We start from the raw sequence: 24,751 nt of genomic DNA on the forward strand, positions 1-24,751 counted from the left end.
CTATTTCGCAATCTGCAATTTCGTTCAATACGAACCACACCCAATCGGATTTTGTGCGCCTTCCCGCTATGGAGAAGGACGGCACATGTCAAAGCAGGTTCAAGGTTATGTTTTTCTGACACTGGCTATGGTGCTGGTCGGGAGCACAGTGATTGCCAGCAAGATCATCGCGGTGGGATTACCACCATTCACAGCGACAGCGCTTCGGTTTGCGATTGCCTTTCCCGTGTTCCTGATACTCATGCGAGTAACCAGAACGGGTTGGCCGAAACTTGACCGGAGGGCCTGGATACTTCTTGTACTGCAGGCAGGTGCGGGCAGCGTTGGCTACACAACCCTCTTGATATCAGGGCTGAAACTGACATCGGCAACGGATGCCGGTGTGATTATCGGGACATTGCCCGTTGTATCAGCCGCCATTGCCATTCTCATTCTGGGTGAACGGCCACATCGCTTTACCCTCATAGCCATTGTACTGGCCACGGCGGGTGTGGTTTCCATCGCCTTTCGACCGGGAGAAAACGGAATGCATTCGCTTGTTGGTAATGCCCTGATCTTTGCCGCCGTTATCTGCGAGGGTCTGTTTATCCTGCTCAACAAACGCCTCAGGACACCCATTCCACCATTGGCCCTCTCGACCCTGATGACCGGTCTTGGACTGGCTGTGGCCGTCGTGCCAGCTGTCTTCGAGACGCCGTTGGCGGGCGGGATGAGCACTGCTTCATTTTGGGCGGTGATCTATTATGCCATCGTCCCGACGGTGGGCGGCTTTCTTCTCTGGTATGCAGGCGCCGCGCGGGTCAGCGGTGCCGAAGCCTCGCTCTTTACCGCCGTGGCACCTGTCTCGGCTGTACTTTTCGCCGTTATATTGCTCGCAGAGCCCGTCAGCCGAAACCAGATCATCGGTATTGCCTGCGTGCTTCTGGCGGTTATGGGCCTCGGCCTGCAATCCTTGAAAGCCGTCAAATCCGTTTGAGCGCGGCGACCTGATCTGATGTGAGTGGACGGATTCGATGGCCATGCAGAAGCAGGAAAAGCTTGGCCGTCTCTTCCAGTTCCTCAATAGCATATTGCGCATCCTGTAGCGTCTTTCCCGCTACAACCGGTCCGTGGTTGGCGAGAAGAACCGCATGGTGCTTTTTGGCTCGTTCGCTTACGGCAAGGGCCAATGCCTCATCGCCGGGTGGATAGTAGGGAACAAGAGGCAGGGCACCCACACGCATGACGTAATAGGCAGTCAGGGGTGGCAATACGTCGTTCGGATTAAGGTGAGCAAGGATGCTGACCGCCACCGAATGGGTGGAGTGAAGATGCACCACCGCATTGGCCTGTGCCTGTTCGCAATACATGCAACGATGCAGGAAGGCTTCCTTCGTTGGCTTATCACCATCGACATGCACGCCTGCGGCGGTGAAGCGGGAGAGCCGCGCGGGATCAAGTATGCCCAGCGAAACATTGGTGGGTGTCATCAGCAATTCGCCGTTCGAAAGCCGAGCACTGATATTGCCTGTTGAACCCGATGTAAGACCACGATTGAACAGAGACGCACCAACCGAAACGATCTCATCGCGCAGTCTGGTCTGTTCTGACAGGATCGCGGTCATGCGGTCGCTCCTTCTATGATGTCATAGCCGGTATTGATAATGGTCTTTTCCGCCGGACGTTCGCGGCTTTCCAGAAGTTTCTCCGCTGCAGTTTTGCCGATCAGAAAGCGCTTGGAAAGGATCGTCGACAACGGCATCGGCATGGCTTGCCCGATATCCAGGCCGTTGAAGCCGAAAATGCCCAGTTGCTCCTTCGGCGTGATACCCGCATGGATGCAATGGAAGATGCCGCCCATCGCCATGTCGTCATTTGGAAACACAACCACATCAAGACCGGCTGCCTTGCGCAGAATTGTTTCCAGCAGATGACGGCCAGCCATGGTCGAGCTTGGTCCAAGAACACGCTCTTCGGCAATTAACAATAGACCGGCGTCTTTCAGCGCTGCTCGCAGGCCGTCGTAACGGGCGCGGGCGCGGTCATCCCCGGCAATGGTGTGACCCACATAGCCAAAGCGCCTGTAACCACGTTGTACCAGATGCTTTCCGGTGTCATAGCCTGCCTGCCAATGCGACATGCCCACGGCAATATCGACCGGATCGCCGTCGATATCCATAAGTTCGGCTACACGGAAACGTCCATGCTCCAGATGCCGCCGCGCTGTCGCGGTGTGGTGCAGACCCGCAAGGATCACCGCCGCCGGTTGCCACGCCAGAAAGGAAAGAAGAATGCGCTCTTCGATCATCGGGTCATAATCGGTAACACCAATGACCGGCTGAAATGCCGTCTCGGTCAGAGCCGTGTGAATGCCGCGCAGCACATCGGGAAACACAATGTTGGACAGCGAAGGCAGTAGCACACTCATCAGAGTGGATGCTGACGAGGCAAGGCTGCCTGCAGCGCGGTTCGGGATATAGCCAAGTTCGGCAATGGCAGCGAGAACCCTGGCTCGGGTTGCATCGGCGATAGGCCCCTTGCTGCGCACCACCCGCGAGGCGGTGATGTCGCTGACACCTGCAAGTCGCGCCACATCCGCCAATGTCGGTGTGTCGGGGTTCCGGTGCGCGTTGCGTTTGCGTGGCATATCATGATCCCGGTGGGATTGTGCAGAATAATGATAGCGCTACCATAAATCACTTGATGAACGCTAGTGAGTGTGCAAAAGTTTATGTTAGCGCTGTCATAAGCCCATCAAAGGGGCAGGCGAATGAACCTATCGGGAGGATAGTTCTTGAGTTCAGCAGCAAGGATTGCAGTGATAGGTCTTGGCTCGATGGGCCTTGGCATGGCGCGCTCGGCGCTGCGTGCCGGACATATTGTTGTCGGTTGCGATGTCAATCCGGCTTCCTTGCAGACGCTTGCCGCCGCTGGCGGTAAAATCGCCGCAACACCCGCACTTGCAGCAGTGGATGCCCATATTGTTGCGGTGGTTGTCGTCAATGCAGAGCAGACAAAAACTGTCCTGTTCGGAGAAAACGGCGCAATCCATGCGTTGAAACCGGGCAGCGTCATCATATCATCCGCAACGCTTTCCCCCACGGACGCCAAGGATTTTGCTGCCCGCGCAGCCGAACATCAGGTGCTTTATCTCGACGCGCCCATCAGCGGCGGTGCGGCAAAGGCCGGTGATGGTCGTCTGACTGTCATGGCCTCAGGTTCTGCTGATGCGTTCCAGGCCGCCCGCCCTGCCCTCGACGCCATGGCCGAGACTGTCTACGAACTTGGCAATGAGGCCGGGATTGGCTCTTCCTTCAAGATCGTCAACCAGTTGCTTGCCGGTGTGCATATTGCGGCTGCCTGCGAGGCGATTACCTTTGCCAAGCGGCTCGATCTCGACATCAGCAAGGTGTTCGAGGTGATCTCGAAATCCGCAGGAAATTCCTGGATGTTCGAGAACCGCATTCCGCATGTGCTCGCCGGTGATTATTCACCAAAAAGCGCTGTCGATATTTTCACCAAGGATTTGGGTATTGTCTCGGATATCGGCCGCCAGCAAAAGTTTCCCCTGCCGGTGGCAAGCGCGGCTCTCCAATTATTCCTGATGACTTCGGCGTCGGGTATGGGGCGGGATGATGATGCATCTGTGGCACGGCTTTATGCCAACATTACCGGACTGGAGCTTCCGGCTCCAGCACCCGAACAGACTGAAGTCACTGCTGTTTGAACAATGAGGGCTGAAGCCCGCACGACAAAGAGGTTGATTGCATATGCATGTACTGGTCATTGGCGCTGCTGGCATGGTGGGCCGCAAACTGCTTGATAGAATTGCGGCTGAAGATGGCATCCTTGGCGGTGGTATTGACAAGCTGACACTCGTCGATGTGATCGAACCGGCAGCACCCGCCGTACTGGCAGGTATTTCCACATCCAGAGCCGCTGACCTTTCTGATCCGGGTGTCGCGGAACAGCTGATCGCCAGCCGTCCTGATCTGATCTTCCACCTTGCCGCTATTGTTTCCGGCGAAGCGGAAGCGGATTTCGAAAAGGGCTACAAGGTCAATCTGGATGGCACGCGCTCACTATTCGAGGCAATCCGGCTGGAGAGCGCCAAGGCAACCTATCGTCCGCGTGTGATTTTTGCCTCGTCGATCGCCGTGTTTGGCACGCCGTTTCCCGATAAGATCGGCGATGAATTCTTCACCACGCCGCTCACTAGCTATGGCACGCAGAAGGCGATTTCCGAACTGCTCCTGTCGGATTACAGCCGCCGCGGCTTTTTCGATGGTATCGGCATCCGCCTGCCTACCATCTGTATTCGCCCCGGCAAGCCCAACAAGGCCGCCTCCGGTTTCTTCTCCAACATTCTGCGCGAGCCACTGGCGGGACAAGAGGCAATTCTGCCCGTAGACGAGAACGTGCGGCACTGGTTCGCCAGCCCGCGCTCGGCTGTCGGTTTCTTTGTGCATGCGGCGACGCTCGATCTGGAAAAGGTCGGGCCGCGCCGCAACCTTTCCATGCCCGGCCTTTCGGCTCTCGTCGGTGAAGAGATTGCTGCCCTAAAGCGTGTGGCAGGCGAAAAGGCTGTCAAACTGATCCGGCACGAACCTGATCCCACGATCCAGAAGATTGTTGCGGGGTGGGCGACAGATTTCGACACACGGCGCGCGGCAGCACTCGGCTTCAAGGCAGAGACAGTTTTTGACGACATCATCAAGGCGCATATTGAAGACGAACTGGGCGGAAACATATGACCAATTATCAGGAATCGGGCAAAGGCAAGATCGCGCTCGTCACCGGAGGCGGTACGGGCGTTGGCAAGGCGATTTCAACAGCGCTGCTCGCTGTTGGCTGGACCGTTGTCATTACCGGTCGGCGCAAAGAGGTGCTTGATGAGGCGGCAAAGACGCTGACAAGCGAAACCAAGGGCGCGGTTAAAACCATCGCCGCCGATGTCAGCGACCCCAATTCCGTGGCTGCGCTGTTCGACGCTATCAAGACCGATTTTGGACGGCTAGATCTGCTGATTAACAATGCTGGTATCAATGTGCCGAATGTTGCCATGGAAGAGGTGACGTTCGAACAGTGGAACGCCATTCTGGGCGCCAATCTGACAGGCGCGTTCCTGTGTACACAACAGGCATTGAAACTGATGAAGGCGCAGACACCGCGCGGCGGGCGCATCATCAATAATGGTTCGATTTCCGCGACGACACCACGCCCGAATTCAGCACCCTACACAGCAACGAAGCACGCCATAACCGGCCTGACCAAATCCACAGCACTGGATGGGCGACCCTTCGACATTGCCTGCGGCCAGATCGACATCGGCAATGCCACCACCGAAATGACATCGCGAATGGCCGGCGGTGTTATGCAGGCCAATGGCGAAACCGCGAGCGAACCGACGATACCTGCGCATTATATCGGCGATGCTGTTGTCTACATGGCAGGTCTGCCGCTGGAAGCCAACGTGCTGTCGCTAACGGTCATGGCAACAAAAATGCCGCTGGTCGGGCGTGGATAGCAATTCAAGGCGGCGTTTTGGGAGAAGCACCGTTCGATAAAACAATAGGGAGGAACTGGCATGGCATCAGTCGAATTCGCCAATGTAAGAAAATCATTCGGGACGCATCCGGTTATCAAGGGCGTTGATATCGAGATCGCCGATGGCGAGTTCGTCATTCTGGTTGGGCCATCGGGCTGCGGCAAGTCCACGCTTCTGCGCATGCTGGCGGGGCTTGAGAACATTTCCGCCGGTGAAATCCGTATCGGCGGCCAGGTGGTCAATGGTCTTGCACCGAAAGAGCGTGACATTGCCATGGTGTTCCAGAATTATGCGCTCTATCCGCACATGACCGTTGCCGACAATATGGCCTTCTCGTTGACACTAAAGGGTGCTTCCAAAGCCGAGATCGACAAGCGTGTAAAACCGGCGGCGGAGATACTGGGACTTACTCATCTGCTCGACCGCTTCCCCCGGCAGTTATCCGGCGGTCAGCGCCAGCGCGTTGCCATGGGCCGCGCCATTGTGCGCGATCCGCAAGTGTTCCTGTTTGACGAACCGCTCTCCAACCTCGATGCGAAATTGCGTGTCGCCATGCGGGCTGAGATCAAGGAACTGCACCAGCGGCTAAAAACCACCACTGTGTATGTGACTCACGATCAGATCGAAGCCATGACCATGGCTGACAAGATCGTCGTCATGCATGACGGGATTGTCGAACAGATCGGCGCACCGCTGGAACTCTATGACCAGCCGGCCAATCTGTTTGTCGCCAGCTTCATCGGCTCGCCCGCCATGAACATGATCAAGGGTACGCTCGATCAGGACAGTAATTTGAAGTTCAAAACCAATAATGGCATCGAGCTACCCGTTGCAAAGGCGCCGGAGAGCGCGAAAGGGCGTGCGCTGATCTATGGCCTGCGGCCCGAGCACATGACAATTGCTGCTGGCGGCATTCCGGCCGAAGTTGTGGTCATTGAGCCGACGGGTTCTGAAACGCAAATGATCATGCGGGTTGGCGGCGATCTGGTTACCGGTGTGTTCCACCAGCGCATCAATGCCAAGCCCGGTGAAACCGTCGGCCTGTCGATCCATGCGGAGGCCACATATCTTTTCGACGCAGAGACCGGCAAGCGGCTGGTCTGAAGTTTACCAAACGGCACCTGCCAATCGGGGAGCAGTGCCAGTCATAAAGCCCCCGAAAAGCATGAGCCGGAAGCGGGAGACGTTCCGGACATGCCTGTGAAACCCAAAGGAGGAGCATCCATGACCATCAACAGACGACATCTTCTCGGCGCTTCTGCCGGACTAGTGGCCGCAGCCGGATTGAACCGGTTCGGTCTTACCCCTGCCTTTGCGCAGGCTGCTCCCACTTACAAACCCGAAGCCGGTGCTAAACTGCGTCTGCTCCGCTGGGTACCGTTTGTACCTGCCGAAGAAGCTGCCTGGCTTGCCAATACCAAGAAATTTTCCGACGCCACCGGCGTTGAGGTGCGCATCGATAAGGAAAGCTGGGAGGACGTACGGCCGAAAGCGGCTGTTGCTGCCAATGTCGGCTCCGGCCCTGATATGGTGATGAGCTGGTTCGACGACCCGCATCAATATCCAGATAAGCTTGTCGATGTGACCGAACTTGGCACCTATCTCGGCGGCGCGCATGGCGGCTGGTATCCCGGCCTTGAGGGCTATGCCAAGCGCGACGGCAAATTCATTGCCCTGCCGCTTTGCGCTATCGGCAATGCCATCGTCTATCGCGATAGCCACATGAAGGCAGCTGGCTTCAGCGAATTCCCCAAGGATACGGCAGGCTTCCTTGAGCTATGCAAGGCTTTGCATGCCAAGGGTACACCGGCAGGTTTCCCGCACGGCAAGGCTGTGGGTGATGGCAACAATTATGCGCATTGGCTGCTCTGGAGCCATGGCGGCAAGATGGTCGACGAGAGTGGCAAGGTTGTCATCAACAGCCCTGAAACGCTCGCTTCGGTCAAATATGCACAGGAACTCTACAAGACGTTCATTCCCGGCACGGAAAGCTGGCAGGACGTCAACAACAACCGCGCTTTCCTCGCCGGTCAGGTCTCGCTGACCGCTAATGGCGTGTCTGTCTATTATGCGGCGAAGAAAGATCCATCAATGGCGGCGATTGCCGAGGATATGCGCTCGGTTAACCTGCCCATCGGACCTATCGGCCAATCGGTCGAGCTGCATCAGGCGTCGACGCTCTCCATCTTCAAACACACGAAGTTCCCGGAAGCGGCCAAGGCCTATCTGCAGTTCATGTATCAGGCTGACAATATGAATGCGTGGATCGAGGGTGCCAGCGCCTATTGCTGCCAGCCGTTGAAGGAATTTGCTGCCAATCCCGTCTGGAAATCCAACCCCATCCATGAAGCCTACGCCAAGGCTTCGGGAAGCCTGCGGCCAAACGGCTATGCCGGACCGCTCGGAACAGCCTCAGCAGGTGTGATGGCCGACTATGTACTTGTTGACATGTATGCCACCGCCGTGACGGCTCAGATGACGCCTGAGGACGCCATCGCACAAGCCGAGAAACGTGCCAACCGTTACTACAACGTTTAGCTAGAGGTGGAGACCGGCAGGATGATGATCACAGGATTTAACGTGAAGGGGGGAGTTTCTCACCCCCCTCTGCCCTGTCGGGCATCTCCCCCACAAGGGGGGAGATCACATTGGCATAAACGCCTTTGCACAACCGCAAACCTTTCAAGTTTCGCAAAGGCGATACTGAAGGCTGATCTCCCCCCTTGTGGGGGAGATGTCCGACAGGACAGAGGGAGGTGCTCTTCATGACGGCGACAACCAAACCACCTTCGGCGCTTGTCGCCCTTACCCGGAACAATACCTTTCTTGGTTTCATGTTCCTCCTGCCGGCTGCCGTCTTCCTGTTGTGCTTTTTGACCTACCCACTCGGGCTTGGTGTCTGGCTTGGTTTCACCGATGCCAAGATCGGGCGGGACGGCGTCTTCATCGGCCTTGAAAACTATCAGGCATTGGCCAGCGATTCCGTTTTCTGGATGGCAGTCTATAACACTGTTCTCTACACCTTCATCGCCTCGGTCTTGAAATTTGGGCTGGGCTTATGGCTGGCGCTGATCCTCAATGAGAACCTGCCATTCAAATCATTCTTTCGTGCCATTATTCTTCTGCCCTGGGTTGTTCCGACCGTGCTATCGGCGCTCGCCTTCTGGTGGATCTACGATGCGCAGTTTTCGATCCTTTCCTGGTCGCTGATCAAACTCGGCCTGATCGACACGCCCATCAATTTCCTCGGTGATCCCAACAATGCACGTGCCTCGGTGATTGCCGCCAATGTCTGGCGCGGCATCCCCTTCGTCGCCATCTCGCTGCTTGCGGGCCTTCAGACCATACCGCAATCATTGCATGAGGCCGCCTCGCTTGATGGTGCAACCGGCTGGCAGCGTTTCCGCTTCATCACCTTGCCGATGCTCACCCCGATTATCGCCGTGGTGATGACTTTCTCGGTGCTCTTTACCTTCACCGATTTCCAGCTGATCTATGTGCTGACCAAGGGTGGGCCTGTTAATGCGACCCATCTCATGGCTACGCTTTCATTCCAGCGTGGTATTCCCGGCGGGCAGCTCGGCGAAGGCGCGGCAATTGCCGTTGCCATGATCCCGTTCCTCCTTGCCTCGATCCTGTTCTCGTTCTTCGGCCTTCAACGCCGGAAATGGCAACAGGGCGGACAGGATTGACAGGGGGAGAATGATCATGAGCATTTCCGAACAGACCAACACACAGACCCTGACCGATGATGCGCAGGGGATGAGTTATCTCAACCGGTTGCCGCGGCGCATTGTCGTGCTTTATTTGCCGCTGGCCGTCTTCATCATTGTCCTGCTCTTCCCATTCTATTGGATGGCAATTACGGCAGTGAAGCCGAATTCACAGCTGACCGACTATAACAATTACAGCCCATTCTGGGTGGTGGGTCCAACGCTCGACCATATCAAATATCTATTGTTCGAGACCTCCTATCCCGGCTGGCTGTGGAACACGCTGGTGGTGTCCGTCTGTGCCACTGCACTGTCGCTCGCAGCCTCGGTCTTTGCCGCCTATGCCATCGAGCGCATCCGTTTCAAGGGTTCGCGTTCCGTTGGACTTCTGATCTTCCTTGCCTATCTCGTGCCGCCTTCGATCCTATTCATTCCGCTCGCTGTGATCGTGTTCAAATTCGGTATCTATGACAGCAAGTTGGCGCTGATCTTTACCTACCCGACATTCCTCATTCCGTTCTGCACATGGCTGCTGATGGGGTACTTCCGTTCAATCCCGTTCGAACTGGAAGAAAGCGCGCTCGTCGATGGTGCATCGCGCTGGCAAATCCTCGTCAGGGTCATATTGCCGCTGGCAGTGCCTGGGCTGATCTCTGCGGGTATTTTCGCCTTCACTTTATCGTGGAATGAGTTCATCTATGCGCTGACCTTTATCCAGTCCTCGGAGAACAAGACTGTCCCGGTCGGTGTCCTGACGGAACTGGTACGAGGAGACGTTTTCGAGTGGGGTTCGCTGATGGCAGGTGCGCTGTTTGGCTCGCTGCCCGTCGTGATTCTCTACTCATTCTTTGTCGATTATTACGTGTCCTCAATGACCGGAGCGGTCAAAGAGTAGCTGGGGCTAAAGCCCTTCCAGGAGTATACTATGACGACCACCAAAACCCCGAAAAAGCTTCGCTCGCAGGAATGGTTCGACAATCCTGACAATCCGGGGATGACAGCGCTCTATCTTGAGCGCTATCTCAATTACGGCTTGACCCGCGAAGAATTGCAATCGGGCAAACCGATCATCGGGATCGCCCAGACCGGCTCTGATCTTTCTCCGTGCAACCGTCACCACATCGAGCTGGCGAAGCGGGTGCGCGACGGGATTATCGCTGCTGGCGGCATTCCCTTTGAGTTTCCGGTGCACCCCATTCAGGAAACCGGCAAACGCCCCGGCGCGGCGCTTGATCGCAACCTTGCCTATCTCGGACTGGTGGAAGTCCTCTTCGGTTATCCACTGGATGGCGTTGTACTGACGATCGGCTGTGACAAGACAACTCCTGCCATGCTGATGGGCGCTGCCACGGTCAATATTCCGGCCATCGCGCTGTCCGTCGGTCCAATGCTGAACGGCTGGCATCGCGGCGAGCGCACCGGCTCCGGTACCATCGTCTGGAAGTCGCGCGAAAAGCTGACATCAGGCGAAATCAACTATGACGAGTTCATGGATATCGTTGCATCCTCGGCTCCATCGGTCGGCTATTGCAACACCATGGGCACAGCAACCACGATGAATTCGCTGGCCGAGGCACTCGGTATGGAACTACCCGGTGGTGCGGCTATTCCTGCGCCTTACCGCGAGCGTGGCCAGATTTCCTATGATACCGGCAAACGCATCGTCGAGATGGTGCGCGAAGACCTGAAACCATCCGATATCATGACGCGCGAAGCCTTCGAAAACGCCATTGTCATCAATTCGGCCATTGGTGGCTCCACCAATGCGCCCATCCATCTCAATGCCATCGCCCGCCACCTCGATATCGCGCTTGACAATGATGACTGGCAGGCCATCGGCCATGACGTGCCGCTTTTGGTCAACCTGCAACCGGCCGGCGAATATCTGGGAGAAGATTACCACCGCGCGGGCGGCGTTCCTGCCGTGGTGGCGGAGCTGCTGAAAGCGAAACGACTGCCGCATCCAGCGGCACTCACAGTTAATGGCAAAAGCATCGGCACCAATTGCGAAGGGGTTGAAAACCTCAACACCGATGTCATCCGCCCCTTCGAAACACCTTTGAAGAAGAAGGCCGGTTTCATTAATCTCCGGGGCAACCTCTTCGATAGCGCCATTATGAAAACCAGCGTGATCTCGGAAGAATTCCGTGAGCGCTATCTTTCCGATCCTGATGATCCGGAAGCGTTTGAAGGCATTGCCGAAGTCTTCGAAGGTCCGGAAGATTATCATGCACGAATCGATGATCCGAAGCTTGGTCTTGACGAACACAGCATCCTGATCATGCGCGGCACCGGTCCAATTGGCTATCCCGGTGCGGCCGAGGTCGTCAACATGCAGCCTCCGGGTTATCTGCTCAAGAAGGGCATCCATGCCTTGCCGTGTCTTGGCGATGGCCGCCAGTCCGGTACATCAGGCTCGCCGTCCATTCTGAACGCATCACCGGAAGCTGCTGTCAATGGCGGTATGGCGCTGGTGCGTTCCGGCGACCACCTGCGCATCGATTTGAGGAAGGGCACAGCCAATATTCTCATCGACGATGAGGAGTTGCAGAAACGCAGGGATGATCTTCTGGCAGCAGGTGGCTTCAAATATCCGGCCAGCCAGACACCATGGCAGGAAATCCAGCGCAGCATGGTCGACCAACTGGCGCAGGGCATGGTGCTGAAACCTGCCGTCAAATACCAGCGCATTGCCCAGACCAAGGGATTGCCGCGCGACAACCACTGACGCCAGATATTCGGGAGGAACCATGGCGAATACTATCAGGCGCTATGAAGGGCGACACGCTGTTATCACCGGCGGCGCTTCCGGCATAGGCTACCGGACAGCAGAGCGGATCGTGTCGGAAGGTGGCACGGTCAGTCTCTGGGACATGGATGCAGCGCGGATCGAGGAAGCAAGGGCAAAGCTCGGCGCTACAGCCAGCGGCATCGCTCTTGACGTCTCCGATCCGGCTCAGGTGGAAAAGGCAGCACAGGATACGGCTGATGATTTCGGCAAGATCGATATTCTGATCTGCTCTGCCGGTATTACCGGACCCAATGCCAAGGTCGCGGATTATCCCATCGCCGAGTGGAAGCGGGTCTTTGACATCAACCTCAACGGGCTTTTCTACTGTAACCGCTTTGTCGTTCCGATCATGCAGAAGAACGGTTATGGGCGCATCGTCAATGTTGCGTCTATCGCAGGCAAGGAAGGCAACCCCAACGCCTCCGCTTACAGTGCATCAAAAGCTGCTGTTATCGGCCTGACGAAATCACTGGGCAAGGAGCTGGTGCATGATGGGATCACCGTCAACGCCATTACACCGGCGACGGTAGACACTCCCATCCTGCAGCAATTGAAGCCGGAATTCATCGACTACATGCTGTCGAAGATTCCAATGCAGCGCTTTGGCAAAGTCGAAGAGCTGGCATCGCTGATTACATGGATTGCCAGTGAAGAATGTTCATTCACCACAGGCGCCGTTTTCGATATTTCCGGTGGCCGCGCCACCTATTGACCACCTCCCAATCAGAAAGGTTATCCCATGAAACTCGTGCGTTATGGCCCTGCCGGTCATGAAAAGCCGGGGCTTGTCGACAAGGATGGCAAGGTCCGCGATCTCTCCGCTCACGTCAAGGATATTGCCGGTGAAGCGATCTCCCCTGAGGGTTTGAAGACGCTTGCGGGCATTGATCCAGCTTCGCTGCCAGAGGTTGCTGTAGAACGCTATGGCGCCTGCGTGGCGGGAACAGGAAAATTCATCTGCATCGGTCTCAACTATTCCGATCATGCGGCGGAAACCGGGGCGACCGTACCGCCGGAGCCTATTATTTTCATGAAGGCGACCTCGGCCATTGTCGGCCCGAATGATAATGTGGAGATACCGCGCGGCTCACTCAAGACTGACTGGGAAGTCGAACTTGGGGTCGTTATCGGCAAGCATGCCAAATATGTCAGTGAAGAAGAAGCGCTCGATCATGTGGCTGGCTATTGCCTTATCAACGACGTCTCGGAACGGGCCTTCCAGGCGGAACGTCAGGGCCAATGGACCAAGGGCAAGAGCAGCGACACGTTCGGCCCGACGGGTCCGTGGCTGGTCACCAAAGATGAAATTGCCGACCCGCAAAAACTGAAAATGTGGCTCGAGGTCAATGGTCACCGCTACCAGAATGGTTCGACCGAGACGATGGTCTACGGTGTCAAATACCTCGTTTCCTATTTGTCGCAATTCATGAGCCTGCATCCGGGTGATATCATCTCTACAGGTACACCACCCGGTGTCGGCCTCGGCCAGAAGCCCAATATCTTCCTGAAAGCCGGAGATGTCATGACACTGGGTATCGAAGGTCTGGGTGAGCAAAAGCAGACTGTTATTCAGGGTTGACCTGAAAACCAAGTGTGCGTGATTGTGGTTCGTGGTTCGTGGTTCGACAAGCTCACCATGAGGGAGAGTGTGGATGCAATGATCGTCGCAGCCAGTGCAGAATAAATCTCCCCTTCATCACCCCTCTCCCTCATGGCGAGCTTGTCGAACCACGAACCACATACAAAAACTACAACCACACACTTGACTGAGCTATAAGCGGCAAAGGGAGTTCCAAACAATGCCATCAACTACAAAAGCCCATCCGCCTCAAAAAGCCCCTGCGGGCGCCAGCAAGGTCCGCTACATCATTCTCGCCATGTGCTTCCTCGGCATTACGATGAATTATCTCGACCGCGCCAATCTGAGCGTGGCCTTGCCCTACATTGATGCCGAACTTAACCTCCAGCTGACCAATGCGGAGAAGGGTCTGATCCTCGGTGCCTTTTTCTGGGCCTATGATGGCATGATGCTGATCGCGGGTTGGTTCACCGATAAAGTTGGTTCACGCCGGTCATTCACCATTGCCGCTGTGTGGTGGTCGGCCTTCACGGCGCTTACCCCGCTTGCCACCAGTTTCTGGGGTTTCTTTGCCGTTCGCTTTGCCCTTGGTGCCGGTGAGGCTCCCGCCTATCCCAGCGCCACCAAGGCCGCATCACGCTGGTTCCCCAAAAGCGAGCGCGCCTTTGCCACTGCGGTTATCGACTCCGGTTCGCGTGTCGGCACCGTGCTTGCGCTGCCTATTGTGACCGGCATTATTGCCTTGGCGACCTGGCATTACTCCTTTGCGATCCTTGGCGCACTTGGTCTGGTCTGGGCGTTTTTCTGGTATGTGATGTATCGCGACCCCGCCGAACACACCGGTGCCAATGATCTTGAGCGCCAGTACATTACTGATAATGGCGGACGCACTGACGCGACCGATGATGCGGAGGCGGTGAAAATTCGCTGGGTTGACCTTTTCCGCTATCGCACTGTCTGGGGCATGATGATCGGCTTCTTCTGCCTGAACTTCGTTATTTACTTCTTCCTGACCTGGTTCCCGGACTATCTCAAAAATGCACGCGGCCTGAACCTCGCTGAGCTTGGTACATTCGGCATGATTCCAGGCCTGACAGCTGTTGTTGCCGCATGGAGCGCCGGTGCCTGGGCTGACAGGGCCATTCGCGGCGGCGCCGATGTGACAACTGTCCGCAAGATCGTCATGGTTGGCGGATTGTTCGGCGGTGCCGCCATCCTTCCAGCGGCACTGGTGTCATCGCTTTATATGGCTCTTATCTTCCTGGCGATTTCCTATAGCAGCCTCGCCGTTGCGGCCACTGCCATCTGGTCCCTGCCTGCCGATGTGGCACCCAGCTCGCATCATGTAGCGTCAATCGGAGGTATCCAGAACTTCGCTTCAAACATTGCCGGTATTATCAGCCCGTTCCTGTTTGGCGCATTGCTTGATCGCTTCCACGGCAACTATACGCCTTCCTTCGCCATGGCAGCAGTTATGGCGCTGGTTGGTGCGTTTACTTACGCATTCATTGTAGGGCGTGCAGAGCCTCTGCCGGTGCTTCCACCCCGGAAGTGAGGCGTTAAATCGATGGTGCGTGGTTCAATACGCGCACCATCGTCATTGCAAGCAGGCAATCAATAGTCTTTTTCGAAGAACACGCCGGCGCCCGAGTCGCCATCACTGCCGACAGAGCCCTTGGCTTTCAATTGCGGGGTTACATCAAGATTGATCGTGCCCTTCGTCTTGCCTGCCGCACCCGCTTCCACCCCGAGATAGACGTTATCACGGATATAGCGACCGGCTTTGACACCGGCATTGCCTTCGCTGTCGGTCACCACATCAAGATCGTCAAGGCCGGTGCTTTTGCGCAGACTGTCGATCAGGGACGAATTTGATCCGCCCGCCAACTCCGCAGCGGCTGCAGCCAATCGAGCAATCTGCAACGGCGACAGTTCCGTGATGGAGCGGTTGAAGATCAGGCGCGCGAGCACCTCGTCCTGAGGCAATTCCGGCTGTGAGGAAAAGGTAATCTTCAGATCGGAAACCCGGCCCTTGACGCCAACATTCACCGTAATGTCACTGCTTTGCGTGCTGGCAACAAAGTTAAGTTCCGGATCAAGATCGCCGACCAATGTAACCTGACCCTCGGTGAAAGTGATGCGCTGGCCCAGAATCTCCAAACGCCCGCGGATCATGTCAAAGCCACCAACGGGCTGGATATTGGTAGCGGGGCCTGTCAGGCGCACCGAACCGCCAAGTTCCGTATCGAGACCGCGACCGCGCACGAAAATCTTACTGGGCGCTGTCACATTGACGTCAAGTCTGACTACGCTCGGCCGTGCGGTGGATTTTGCGGTGGTCGGCTGATCGGCCTTGGCGCGTTTCAGCGTCTTGGCAACAGCCTTTGGCGTTTTCTTGTGCTTGACATCAATAACGGCAGACGAGCCGCCAAAGCTTTCGGGAACGCTGATTTCCGCACGATCGATGTTGATGTTACCTGCGATCAGTGGATCACGTGTCAATGAACCGTTGATACCGAGCGCCCCGGTTAACGTGGCGACGACCATATTGCCATCGGCATAGCGCGCCTTGTCGAGCTTGATCTGGATATTGGCAGGGAAATTGGCGGCTGCATCAGTGGAAATAGTGCCGGTTGCACTGACCGTGCCGCCTGTGGAAAGCCCGGCATTGAGTGTGCGGATCGTCACCGTCTGCCCTTCCATGCTGCCAAGCAGGGTGATGCGCTGCAGGCGCAGATTGGTCTCCGGGTCCACTATCTCAGCGCCATTGGCGGAGAACATGCCGCGGATCAACGGTTGCTGGAAACTGCCGGAAACAGATGCGGTTACATCAATATTGCCTTTGGCCTGTGTGCCGCGATCAGCAAGGAACCGGTTGGCAAGCGCCAGCGGAATATTACCGGTTACATTGATGCCAAGCCCGGAGCCGGATACCGGCACATTGCCGCTTGCGGAAACTGTCAGACCCTGCGGGCCATCGACCTTGGCAGAAGAAAGCGTCAGCACGTCATTGGCAAAGCGCCCGGCGGCTGCGAGTTGCAGCGGTGAAAGGCCAGCCTCCTGCAAGGGCTTGGCGGACAGGCCAGAACCCTTGAGGTCGAACTCGGCATTGGGCTTTTGCAGCGTGCCGGTGATGCGGCCACGACCGGTGACATTACCGGCCAGATTCTGATCCTTCACCACACCGTTAAGAGCGCGAAGCGGCAGATTGCCAAGCGTCAGATCAACAGCAAGTTGTCCTGGCGTCAGGGGCACAGAACCTTTCGCCGAAGCATCGAGCCCATTGGCCCCGGTCAGATGTGCATCGACATTGAGTTGATCGGTGGTCGACGTTCCCTTGGCGTCAAGATTGAGGCCATCAAGTCCGGCTTTTTTCAACATGGCAGCGGTGATGGCGCGGGCCTGCATATTGAAATTGACATCGGGCTTTTCGCGCGTGCCGCCGATTTTTGCAGTGCCGTTGATCTCGCCGCCCAAACCCAGATCGGGCTTGACCGTGTTGGCAATATCGAGAGGCAGCTTGTCAATGGCAACCGACAGATCAAGCGTTTCGGCCACGTCACCACGAACGGTCACCCTGCCCTTGCCAATATCGAGAATAATATCGCCAAAGGAAACGTTGCTGCCAGCAACATTGATCGCTGCTGGCTGCACCAGCCGGGCGGCAAGTGTCCCTTTGGTCAGATCCATATTGGCTAGCGACAGCAGGAAGCCCTTCTCGGTCGGTTCAAGCGAACCGCCAACAGACGTTTTCGCACCATTCTTCAACGCGGCATTCAGCTTGAAATCGGTGGTCTTACCTTCCTGCGTTGCCTGAGCATCCAGATTGGAAATCTCAATGCCAGCAGCTGAAACAGTGGTTGCCGTCACCGTGCCGTTGGCAGAGGGCACCTTGAAAATATTCTGTGCCGCCAGTGCTATCGCTGCCTTACCGACAACAACATTGCTTGCCTTCAGGCCATCAATGTCGCCCTTGATGTCGACATTCTGTTGCTCGTCATCATGGGTGAGCGCAATGGCGGCGTTGGCCTTGCCTGTTGCTTCCAGAAGGAATAGCGCGGCGGCTGTCGATACATCGCTGGAGGCGAGGGTCAGGTTGCCCTGAAGCAGGCCCTTCTTGTCCTGGGTGACGTCACCGCGCAGACGCGTTCCACCGGCAATGAACTGCACATTGCTGAGACGCTTTTCATCGTCGTGAAGCGCAAATTCCGTGGCAAGATCGGCACGTACACCGTCAAGGAAAGCGAGGCCCGATACCCTGCCATCAAGCGCATCCTTGAGGAGCAATCCATTGAACGAGAATGCGCCTTCGCTGAGCTTGCGTCCTGAAAGCTTGCCATCCGGCACGCCCGCATTGAAAGCCAGACCGATGATGCCGTCACTGCCACGCGCACTGCCTTTGACCTTCAGCGCACCACTGGCCTTCTCAGAAAGGAGTGCAAGATTGGTGAGGTCGAGACCGAAATCGAAATTGGCAGCGCCGGTTGCAAAAGTGCCATTGGCAGTAACGAGCGTTTGCGGGTTTTCAACCCGGAAATTCTTGGCACTGAGCCCCGCTTGCCCGCGGGCAAGACCGCCAGTGATGCGGGTTTCGCCTTCAAGCACACGGTCTGCGGATTCAATACCGAGCTTCATGCCGGTGGCATGACCATCCAGCATCAGATCAAAGCCGCCTGTCAGCGCTTCGACGGCACCGTTCGCTTTCAAATCCAGAGAGCCCGCGAGATCACGTCCGGCCAATTCCGAAAACGGCGCAATGCTCGACGCCTTGACCAGTATGTCACCGTGATAGATGAACTTGTCGATGGTTCCCGCAAGCGAGGTGCTGAACCCGTTGGCGGCGACCAGCGCCTGTTTGAGATTGACCGGCGTGCCGGCCTTCCAGTCGCCGTTTATCTTCAACTGGATCAACTCGCCCAGCGCCTTGGCAACATCGGCACGCTTTGCCGTGATGCCCGATATATCGCCGGTTACATCATAGGTCAGCGAGCGAGCTGCTGGATTATCGAGGTTTTCCGCCAACCCTTTGGCAACCAGATTGACCGATTTGGAAGCAAAACTATTGGTTGTCAGATTGGTCACGTCAACCGTGCTCGACCAGTCATTATTGGCACTCGTGCCAAAGGCAACCGCCAGCACAGCCTTGTCGACAGTCGTCTGACCACCCGCGACAGGCAGAATGACTTTCTTGCCTGTCGGATCAGCAATGGATGCGTCGACTTTCAGACGCCGCAGGAAACCATCATCGGTGGTATCGCCTGTCGCATCGACTGACAGGGCGGCGCTCTTGATATTCAAACGATCAAGCGACACACCGCCTGCATCACGCACGACACCATTGACCACAAGCGCAGTGTCGTTACCAAAGAAATCCCGGAAAAGCGGCGGCACCAGCATAGCGATCTGGCCATCGAGCGTGGTCTTGAAACCAAGTCCCTCACCCTGCCGGTTGATCTGTGTATTGCCTGTTAGCACGCGCTTGCCCGCAGCATCCAATGTCAATTGCAATGCGATATCGCTGAGCGGTCCCGAACCTTTGAATGACAGCGCGACCGGAGGTCTGCCCTCGATGTTGAGAAGGTTGGCAGCGATGCCGTTCGCCGGTTCATTGAGCGAAAGGTCGAGATCGATCTTCTGGGTTGCCTTGGCATAGGCGGCCTTGATGGCAAACTGGCCTCCCGGTCCGTCGAGGCGTTGTACCTTGAGGTTTGAATCCAGTGATCCGCCGTCAAGCGTGACATTACCCGCAAGCGAAATCTCGGATTTCAACCCGAAGATATTTTCGCCAAAGGCCATGCGCCCGATCTGCAAATCCTGCAGGATAACCGCCAGCGGCAATTCCGGCAGGCTGAAACCCTTGGTCTCTGGCGAAGGCAGGCTGTTGTCAGGCAATGGCTTGCGAATAACATCAATCCGCTCAGCACCAAGACTGTTGATATCAAGGCGGCCACGCAGCAACGCCAACCTGCTCCAGACAATCTTGGCATTGGTGATACGCAGCCAGATGCCCTCGCGATCGGCGATGGTGATACTGCCAATGCTCGCTTCTGACGACAGCACGCCCTGGATGTCTGAAATCACAATCTGCCGATTGGGAGTCGACAGCTGATTTTCGACGAAGCTGAGGAAATAGGATTTCTCCGCCTCGGCACTGTCCTGCGCCAAAGCCGGGGCTGCAAAAAGCAGAAGGAATATGACTGCGAAAATCCGGGTCAAAACGCCTGTCCTATACCAACGTAGAAAGCAAAACTGGGATCATCTGCCTGCCGATCAAGCGGCATCGCCACATCAAGGCGGATTGGGCCGAGACCCGTATTATAGCGGATGCCAGCACCAACGCCGACCCGCAATTGCTGGGCGAAATCCGGGAATGATTCCTCACCAACATAGCCCGCATCAACAAAGGCGACGGCACCGATCGTGTTCGTCAGCTTGGCGCGTGCTTCAACGGAACCTTCGACGAGTGATCGTCCGCCGATGACATAATTGTCGCCATTGCGCCGTGCATTCACACCGATGTTGCGATAGGCATAGCCGCGTACCGAACCGCCACCACCAGCGAAGAACAACTCATCCGAGRGCAACTCGGCAATCTCTGCGCCGACAATCGAGCCAAGTTTCAGACGGCTGGCCAGCACAAACCGGTCATCGGTGCCAAAACCGAAATAGGTACGACCTTCTGCTGTGAGCTTGGTAGCAAAGTTGCCATACTCGACTTCGTAAAATGGTGAGAGCAAGCCTTCAAGATAATAGCCGCGCGCCGGGTCGACCTTGCTGTTGCGGCTGTCATAGGTGAGACCACCGATCAGACCGACAGTCAGGAAATTACGCGTGCCGAAGTAATCATCCTTGAACTGCGATTTGGCAACATTGGCCGTGAGCTTGCCGGACAACTCATCAGAGAAAATCTGGGTGAAACCGGCATTAGCGGTAATGGATGTTTGCGTATAGGCGTCGAGCACCTTGCGCTCACCGATCAACGACGCGATGAAATCCGTATCGGGTGTGTAGACGCCGGGCTTTGTGAAGCTTGCACCGAGCAAATAACTGTATTCCGAGGGATCATAGGACTGGCTGCCAATACCGCCGATCTTGGCGTCAATGCGCAGGCGTTCCGCCCGGCCAAAAAGATTGCGCTGTAGCCAGTATGTCTCAAGCCCAACGCCATCAAGCGTCGAATAACTGCCACCGACGCCGAAGCGACGCAGCTTCTGCTCCTGCACCGCTACCGTGATCGGTAGCAAGCCATCTTTGCCAATGGCATCGCCTTCCTCAATCCGTGCCGAACGGAAGACCTCGAGGCGCGACAGGCGCTTCTTGGCCCTTTCGATCTCGTCGGGATCGTATTCCTGACCGGGTTGCAGACCAGTGATGAACGCGACGAACTCCGGGTCCATGCGCTCGGTGCCCTTGACCTGCACCGGGCCGAAACCAGCTTTCGCGCCGGGATCCGCATCAATGGTCGCATCAATCCGGTTGTTCTCGTGATCGGCCACTACCTCGCGGCTTACAATCTTCGCCTTGGGATGCCCCTGCTGGCGCCAGGCATCGACCACAAGGCGCTCGGCCTTGACGATGGCGGTGGAGCGGGCAATCTCACCAGCGATATAGCCTTCCTTTTCGGGGCTTTCGACAAAATCCTTTGGATCAAGCGTCGGTGGCGCCATGTTCTTGACGCGAGCAGATGCAAACAGAAACTGCGCACCGGGATCAACCGAGATAACCACCTTGGCAGGATCGGACAGCACAGCATCGGGCGGAATATCGCTGGCTTCCTTGCCGTCGACCTGAATGCTGATGGTTCCACCATAGCGGCCATCCGCATAAAGAGCGCCGAGAATGCGCCGGTAGTCGCCCCGCGCCTTGGCGAGCAGTCCCGCCGCGCCGGAGGCTGGTTTTTCCTTGTCGGCAAAAAGGCCTGACGCGCCTTCCACAAGCGTTTTGGTCTGATCATTTGTGGAGGCGGCGGTTTCAACCGTGTATTTCTGAGGATCGGCGATCACCGAATCGGCATCATCTTCCTTTTTGGCACCCCAGAGATGAACGCCGAAAAGATCAAAGGCCTGGGCAGGCGAGACAAAAGCCGTAAGGGCCAGCAATGCGGCACCGAAACAACTGGCCTGTGGGCGCTTGAAGTCCATCAACCAGCAAATTCCCTACACATTAAAACACAAAGACACACTGCAGGAAACGCGCGCACGCCGCCTGCAATTGCTAAAATTCGCCCTTCGAGCTTAAGAAAACGATAACATGTTGGGAAAAGCGGGCCAACCCGCAATGGCGCCCGATGGGCCATGCAACCCAGCATTAGTGGCTATATGGCCACAAAACCGCGATACAAGCAGGATTGGCCCTGCAATCACTTTTTATGTGGTGCGTGCAATAGTTTGCCCAATACCTCTGCTGATAAAAATATTCATGTTTCATCCCATTCGCGCGCACTTGATATTGAGTGCACATTGCGCACTATTTATTGACAAAGTGCATGCAATGCACTATTTTATCGAAAGATATTTTGAATGCCGACCATCGCCAGAATCGGAAATATCAAAATTCAAATTTATGCCGAAGATCATAACCCGCCCCACTTTCACGTCATCACACCTGATCGTGAGGCTATCGTTGCCTTGGCGGATCTATCAATTTTGCAAGGTTCGCTTCGCAATGGCGATTACCGGGTTGTACGTGAATGGGCATTCCAGCACAGGAGATTCCTTGAAGATGAATGGAACAGCAGTAATGGATGATGATATTATATCTGTTGGCGCGCCTCTACCTCGTATTGACGAAGCAATTGCTCTCAATGAGCGAAAGGTTCAAATCAGGTGGCGGACCGGCGAAACGCAGATTATCGACACAATGCCCGCCCTCGCAAGCAAACGCATTTTCATTACCCTGCGAACGAATGATGCCCTCTTCTTAACACTCAAAGTCAACGAAGATGGAAATGCGATCGAATGGGAGGATGGCGCAGAACTCTCCGCTATATGGCTTGAGCGCCTCGCCCCGGCCATGTTCGACAATGGTCAGTTCAGAGAGGCCATGGATGAGCTTGGCATGAGCCTTGATGGCATGGCGGCGGCGCTGGAAATCTCGCGTCGCCTCATTGCAGATTTCCGCAAGGACAAGCCTATCCCCCGGCACATCGCACTCGCCACGCGCTATCTCGTCGAGCACAATAGAAAGAGCGCCTGAAATGACAGGCACCCTTTGAAATATCACTCTGCAGCGGCGAGCCAGCCGGTCTGCGGCTTGGTATCAACCGGTATCGCGGCACTGATATGATCAGCAACGATTTCCGCCGTAGCAGCCGAGAGGGTCCAGCCCAGATGACCATGGCCGGTGTTGTAGAATACACCCGGACGCTTGCCCGCACCAACGCGCGGCAGCATGTTCGGCATCATTGGACGCAAACCGGCCCATGGCACGACATTTGACGTATCCATGCCCGGGAAGAGATCACGGCTCCAATCAACCAACGGTTTAACGCGATCATGACGGATGTCACGGTTTTCGCCATTATATTCGGCAGTACCGGCGACGCGCAGGCGGCCCGCGCCAAGACGGCTGGTGACAATCTTTGCATCATCATCCAACAGGCTGACCCATGGCGCTGACTTCTGGCTTTCGGCATCGTCAAGATTGACGGTGATCGAGTAGCCCTTGACCGGATAGATGTTGACGCGGTCGCCCAATTGGGCAGCAAACTTGCGGCTGGCAATGCCGGCGCAGATAACGATCGCGTCAAAGCGCTCGGTCTCGGTTTCCGCATTGGCAATCGACGCCTTGCCCCATTCGACCACAACGCCGTCGGTGCCATGCTTCAACGCCGAGACATCGGCATCGCCTATAAAGCGAACACCGTGGCGGATGGCAGCGGCAGCAAGACCACGGGTGAACTTGTGGATATCGCCTGTAGAATCAGACGGCGTAAAGAAGCCGCCATGGAAAGAGCCATTCAGCGCAGGTTCAATGCTGCGGATTTCCTCATTGGTCACAGCGCGACGATCAAGGCCACCAGCTTCCAGCAGCTTGTTGACCTTGACGGCGTGATCATAGCCATATTTTGAGCGGTAAATATGCAGGATGCCGCGCTTTTCCAGATCGAAGTCGATCTTTTCATCGGCCGCGATCTCAAACATGCGCTTGCGGGCTTCGATCGCAAGCTTGGTCGTGGCGATGGTGTTTTCTTCGTAATGCGGAATGTTCATCACGAATTCCGCCATCCAGGAATATTTGTGCCAGGAAGGCTTCGGGTTCATCAGGAGCGGCGCATCCTTGCGCAACATCCACTTCATACCCTTGAGTACCGTCGACCAGCTGTTCCACACTTCCGCATTGGAGGCCGACAACTGACCACCATTGGCGAAGGACGTTTCCATGGCCGCATAACGGTTGCGATCAAAAACGGTGACGGAATAACCCTGACGGGCAAGCGCATAGGCAGTCGTTACGCCGGTGATTCCGGCGCCGATAATGGCGATATGGGTCATGATATAGCGGTCCTCAAGCAACACATGGTTTCAGTTTCGCCGTTCAAAACGGCACGAAACCCCATCTGTCACGGAACCTGAGAGCTTGGCCCTTTGAGCGCCCGCCGGGTGTTTGCCACCCGTGTCGTCGGCACCGTTTTCCGGTCATTCGACCGGGCAGGGCTTTCTCCTTCGGTGGGTACAACCTTTGCAGGGCATACCTCTCTCCAGATGTTCTAGACTATTCTGGTCCTTTTGCCTGAGAGTTTCCGGGGCGGTTGCTCCATCGGCGCCGGTTTTACCGGTCTCTCCCAGATAGTCTGTGCGAACGCGAGATATATATCGCAGTTGCGAGAAGAGAACAACTGGCTAAGAAGCGTTACAGCAATTATGCTTGATAAAAGCGGCATACCCACCTGGAGGAACTCATGAAGCCTGTCTTTCTGCAACTGCAATGCGCACCCGGCAAGACGTACGAGGTTGCAAAAACGCTATTCGAGCGGGAGATCGTTTCGGAACTTTATTCGACCAGCGGCGAGTTTGATCTTTTGGCCAAAGTCTACATTCCAGAGGATCAGGATATCGGCAAGTTCATCAATGAGAACGTGCTCGACATTGCGGGTATTGCCCGTTCGCTGACAACGCTGACCTTCACCGCGTTCTGACCGG

General features: G+C 56.1%; 19 protein-coding genes and 1 riboswitch. Of the genes, 14 read left to right on the plus strand and 5 right to left on the minus strand.

Annotation, left to right across the window (positions count from 1 at the left end; genetic code table 11):
- Nucleotides 1-85: 85 nt before the first annotated feature.
- Nucleotides 86-976: a DMT family transporter gene (locus tag AB4Y96_RS14010; protein ID WP_441918127.1), complete on the plus strand. Its 891-nt coding sequence runs from the start codon at nucleotides 86-88 to the stop codon at nucleotides 974-976.
- On the opposite strand, the gene otnC is transcribed toward AB4Y96_RS14010, so the two are convergent.
- Both otnC and AB4Y96_RS14020 read right to left on the minus strand, forming a co-directional pair.
- Complete coding sequence (otnC, locus tag AB4Y96_RS14015) at nucleotides 963-1,604, minus strand: 3-oxo-tetronate 4-phosphate decarboxylase (protein WP_441918128.1); 642 nt, start codon at nucleotides 1,602-1,604, stop codon at nucleotides 963-965. The two genes, AB4Y96_RS14010 and otnC, sit on opposite strands and share 14 nt — an antisense overlap.
- On the minus strand, nucleotides 1,601-2,626 hold the full coding sequence (locus tag AB4Y96_RS14020; protein WP_441918129.1) for a LacI family DNA-binding transcriptional regulator: 1,026 nt from the start codon (nucleotides 2,624-2,626) through the stop codon (nucleotides 1,601-1,603). The genes otnC and AB4Y96_RS14020 overlap by 4 nt, the downstream gene beginning before the upstream one ends.
- 147 nt (nucleotides 2,627-2,773) lie before the next feature.
- On the opposite strand from AB4Y96_RS14020, the gene ltnD reads away from it, so the two are divergent.
- The 11 genes from ltnD (at nucleotide 2,774) to AB4Y96_RS14075 (ending at nucleotide 15,165) form a co-directional block, all read left to right on the plus strand.
- Nucleotides 2,774-3,706 carry an L-threonate dehydrogenase gene (gene ltnD, locus AB4Y96_RS14025; protein ID WP_441918130.1) on the plus strand — a complete coding sequence of 311 codons (933 nt, stop codon included), beginning with the start codon at nucleotides 2,774-2,776 and terminating at the stop codon, nucleotides 3,704-3,706.
- A gap of 43 nt (nucleotides 3,707-3,749) precedes the next feature.
- A complete protein-coding gene (gene denD, locus AB4Y96_RS14030; RefSeq protein ID WP_091879099.1) occupies nucleotides 3,750-4,733 on the plus strand; it encodes a D-erythronate dehydrogenase in 984 nt (327 codons plus the stop codon).
- A complete protein-coding gene (locus AB4Y96_RS14035) occupies nucleotides 4,730-5,506 on the plus strand; it encodes an SDR family oxidoreductase (RefSeq protein ID WP_441918131.1) in 777 nt (258 codons plus the stop codon). The genes denD and AB4Y96_RS14035 overlap by 4 nt, the downstream gene beginning before the upstream one ends.
- 60 nt (nucleotides 5,507-5,566) lie before the next feature.
- Nucleotides 5,567-6,631: an ABC transporter ATP-binding protein gene (locus tag AB4Y96_RS14040; RefSeq protein WP_091879102.1), complete on the plus strand. Its 1,065-nt coding sequence runs from the start codon at nucleotides 5,567-5,569 to the stop codon at nucleotides 6,629-6,631.
- Nucleotides 6,632-6,751: 120 nt separating this feature from the next.
- Nucleotides 6,752-8,065, plus strand: coding sequence for an ABC transporter substrate-binding protein (locus AB4Y96_RS14045; RefSeq protein ID WP_441918132.1), 1,314 nt, complete (start codon nucleotides 6,752-6,754; stop codon nucleotides 8,063-8,065).
- A gap of 227 nt (nucleotides 8,066-8,292) precedes the next feature.
- Nucleotides 8,293-9,219 carry a carbohydrate ABC transporter permease gene (locus AB4Y96_RS14050; protein WP_441918133.1) on the plus strand — a complete coding sequence of 309 codons (927 nt, stop codon included), beginning with the start codon at nucleotides 8,293-8,295 and terminating at the stop codon, nucleotides 9,217-9,219.
- A 16-nt stretch (nucleotides 9,220-9,235) separates the two neighbouring features.
- On the plus strand, nucleotides 9,236-10,135 hold the full coding sequence (locus tag AB4Y96_RS14055) for a carbohydrate ABC transporter permease (RefSeq protein ID WP_441918134.1): 900 nt from the start codon (nucleotides 9,236-9,238) through the stop codon (nucleotides 10,133-10,135).
- A 30-nt stretch (nucleotides 10,136-10,165) separates the two neighbouring features.
- Nucleotides 10,166-11,968: an IlvD/Edd family dehydratase gene (locus AB4Y96_RS14060; RefSeq protein ID WP_441918135.1), complete on the plus strand. Its 1,803-nt coding sequence runs from the start codon at nucleotides 10,166-10,168 to the stop codon at nucleotides 11,966-11,968.
- 22 nt (nucleotides 11,969-11,990) lie between these two features.
- Nucleotides 11,991-12,743, plus strand: a complete 753-nt coding sequence (locus tag AB4Y96_RS14065; protein WP_441918136.1) for an SDR family NAD(P)-dependent oxidoreductase — start codon at nucleotides 11,991-11,993, stop codon at nucleotides 12,741-12,743.
- Between the two features lie 27 nt (nucleotides 12,744-12,770).
- Nucleotides 12,771-13,610 (plus strand): fumarylacetoacetate hydrolase family protein, encoded by an 840-nt coding sequence (locus tag AB4Y96_RS14070; protein ID WP_441918137.1) that lies wholly within the window; start codon nucleotides 12,771-12,773, stop codon nucleotides 13,608-13,610.
- A 220-nt stretch (nucleotides 13,611-13,830) separates the two neighbouring features.
- Nucleotides 13,831-15,165 carry an MFS transporter gene (locus tag AB4Y96_RS14075; protein WP_441918138.1) on the plus strand — a complete coding sequence of 445 codons (1,335 nt, stop codon included), beginning with the start codon at nucleotides 13,831-13,833 and terminating at the stop codon, nucleotides 15,163-15,165.
- 59 nt (nucleotides 15,166-15,224) lie between these two features.
- Here the strand turns inward: AB4Y96_RS14075 and AB4Y96_RS14080 are convergent, their stop codons facing one another.
- Nucleotides 15,225-19,826 carry a translocation/assembly module TamB domain-containing protein gene (locus AB4Y96_RS14080; RefSeq protein ID WP_441918139.1) on the minus strand — a complete coding sequence of 1,534 codons (4,602 nt, stop codon included), beginning with the start codon at nucleotides 19,824-19,826 and terminating at the stop codon, nucleotides 15,225-15,227.
- Complete coding sequence (locus AB4Y96_RS14085; protein ID WP_441918140.1) at nucleotides 19,823-21,751, minus strand: autotransporter assembly complex protein TamA; 1,929 nt, start codon at nucleotides 21,749-21,751, stop codon at nucleotides 19,823-19,825. Before AB4Y96_RS14085 ends, AB4Y96_RS14080 begins: the two co-directional genes overlap by 4 nt.
- 109 nt (nucleotides 21,752-21,860) lie before the next feature.
- Here AB4Y96_RS14085 and AB4Y96_RS14090 point away from each other — a divergent pair, with 109 nt between their 5' ends.
- On the plus strand, nucleotides 21,861-22,805 hold the full coding sequence (locus tag AB4Y96_RS14090; RefSeq protein WP_441918141.1) for a hypothetical protein: 945 nt from the start codon (nucleotides 21,861-21,863) through the stop codon (nucleotides 22,803-22,805).
- A gap of 23 nt (nucleotides 22,806-22,828) precedes the next feature.
- Here the strand turns inward: AB4Y96_RS14090 and AB4Y96_RS14095 are convergent, their stop codons facing one another.
- Nucleotides 22,829-24,103 (minus strand): D-amino acid dehydrogenase, encoded by a 1,275-nt coding sequence (locus AB4Y96_RS14095; protein WP_441918142.1) that lies wholly within the window; start codon nucleotides 24,101-24,103, stop codon nucleotides 22,829-22,831.
- 216 nt (nucleotides 24,104-24,319) lie between these two features.
- A riboswitch (glycine riboswitch) is annotated at nucleotides 24,320-24,406 on the minus strand.
- 104 nt (nucleotides 24,407-24,510) lie between these two features.
- Between AB4Y96_RS14095 and AB4Y96_RS14100 the strand changes: the two genes are divergently transcribed.
- Entirely contained in the window at nucleotides 24,511-24,747 is a 237-nt protein-coding gene (locus AB4Y96_RS14100; protein WP_091879122.1) for an Lrp/AsnC ligand binding domain-containing protein, read from the plus strand.
- The last annotated feature ends 4 nt before the right edge of the window (nucleotides 24,748-24,751 follow it).

Origin of the sequence: Phyllobacterium sp. TAF24, from assembly GCF_052113785.1 — a bacterium.
Taxonomy (GTDB): domain Bacteria; phylum Pseudomonadota; class Alphaproteobacteria; order Rhizobiales; family Rhizobiaceae; genus Phyllobacterium.

Bases quoted from the DNA above. Each gene is read 5' to 3' on its own strand.
- AB4Y96_RS14065 (WP_441918136.1), top strand. From the start codon at position 11,991: ATGGCGAATACTATCAGGCGCTATGAAGGGCGACACGCTGTTATCACC.
- AB4Y96_RS14040 (WP_091879102.1), top strand. From the start codon at position 5,567: ATGGCATCAGTCGAATTCGCCAATGTAAGAAAATCATTCGGGACGCAT.
- AB4Y96_RS14045 (WP_441918132.1), top strand. From the start codon at position 6,752: ATGACCATCAACAGACGACATCTTCTCGGCGCTTCTGCCGGACTAGTG.
- denD (WP_091879099.1), top strand. From the start codon at position 3,750: ATGCATGTACTGGTCATTGGCGCTGCTGGCATGGTGGGCCGCAAACTG.
- AB4Y96_RS14095 (WP_441918142.1), bottom strand. From the start codon at position 24,103: ATGACCCATATCGCCATTATCGGCGCCGGAATCACCGGCGTAACGACT.
- AB4Y96_RS14010 (WP_441918127.1), top strand. From the start codon at position 86: ATGTCAAAGCAGGTTCAAGGTTATGTTTTTCTGACACTGGCTATGGTG.
- AB4Y96_RS14060 (WP_441918135.1), top strand. From the start codon at position 10,166: ATGACGACCACCAAAACCCCGAAAAAGCTTCGCTCGCAGGAATGGTTC.
- AB4Y96_RS14075 (WP_441918138.1), top strand. From the start codon at position 13,831: ATGCCATCAACTACAAAAGCCCATCCGCCTCAAAAAGCCCCTGCGGGC.
- AB4Y96_RS14050 (WP_441918133.1), top strand. From the start codon at position 8,293: ATGACGGCGACAACCAAACCACCTTCGGCGCTTGTCGCCCTTACCCGG.
- AB4Y96_RS14055 (WP_441918134.1), top strand. From the start codon at position 9,236: ATGAGCATTTCCGAACAGACCAACACACAGACCCTGACCGATGATGCG.
- AB4Y96_RS14090 (WP_441918141.1), top strand. From the start codon at position 21,861: ATGTTGGGAAAAGCGGGCCAACCCGCAATGGCGCCCGATGGGCCATGC.
- AB4Y96_RS14100 (WP_091879122.1), top strand. From the start codon at position 24,511: ATGAAGCCTGTCTTTCTGCAACTGCAATGCGCACCCGGCAAGACGTAC.
- AB4Y96_RS14020 (WP_441918129.1), bottom strand. From the start codon at position 2,626: ATGCCACGCAAACGCAACGCGCACCGGAACCCCGACACACCGACATTG.
- AB4Y96_RS14070 (WP_441918137.1), top strand. From the start codon at position 12,771: ATGAAACTCGTGCGTTATGGCCCTGCCGGTCATGAAAAGCCGGGGCTT.
- AB4Y96_RS14035 (WP_441918131.1), top strand. From the start codon at position 4,730: ATGACCAATTATCAGGAATCGGGCAAAGGCAAGATCGCGCTCGTCACC.
- otnC (WP_441918128.1), bottom strand. From the start codon at position 1,604: ATGACCGCGATCCTGTCAGAACAGACCAGACTGCGCGATGAGATCGTT.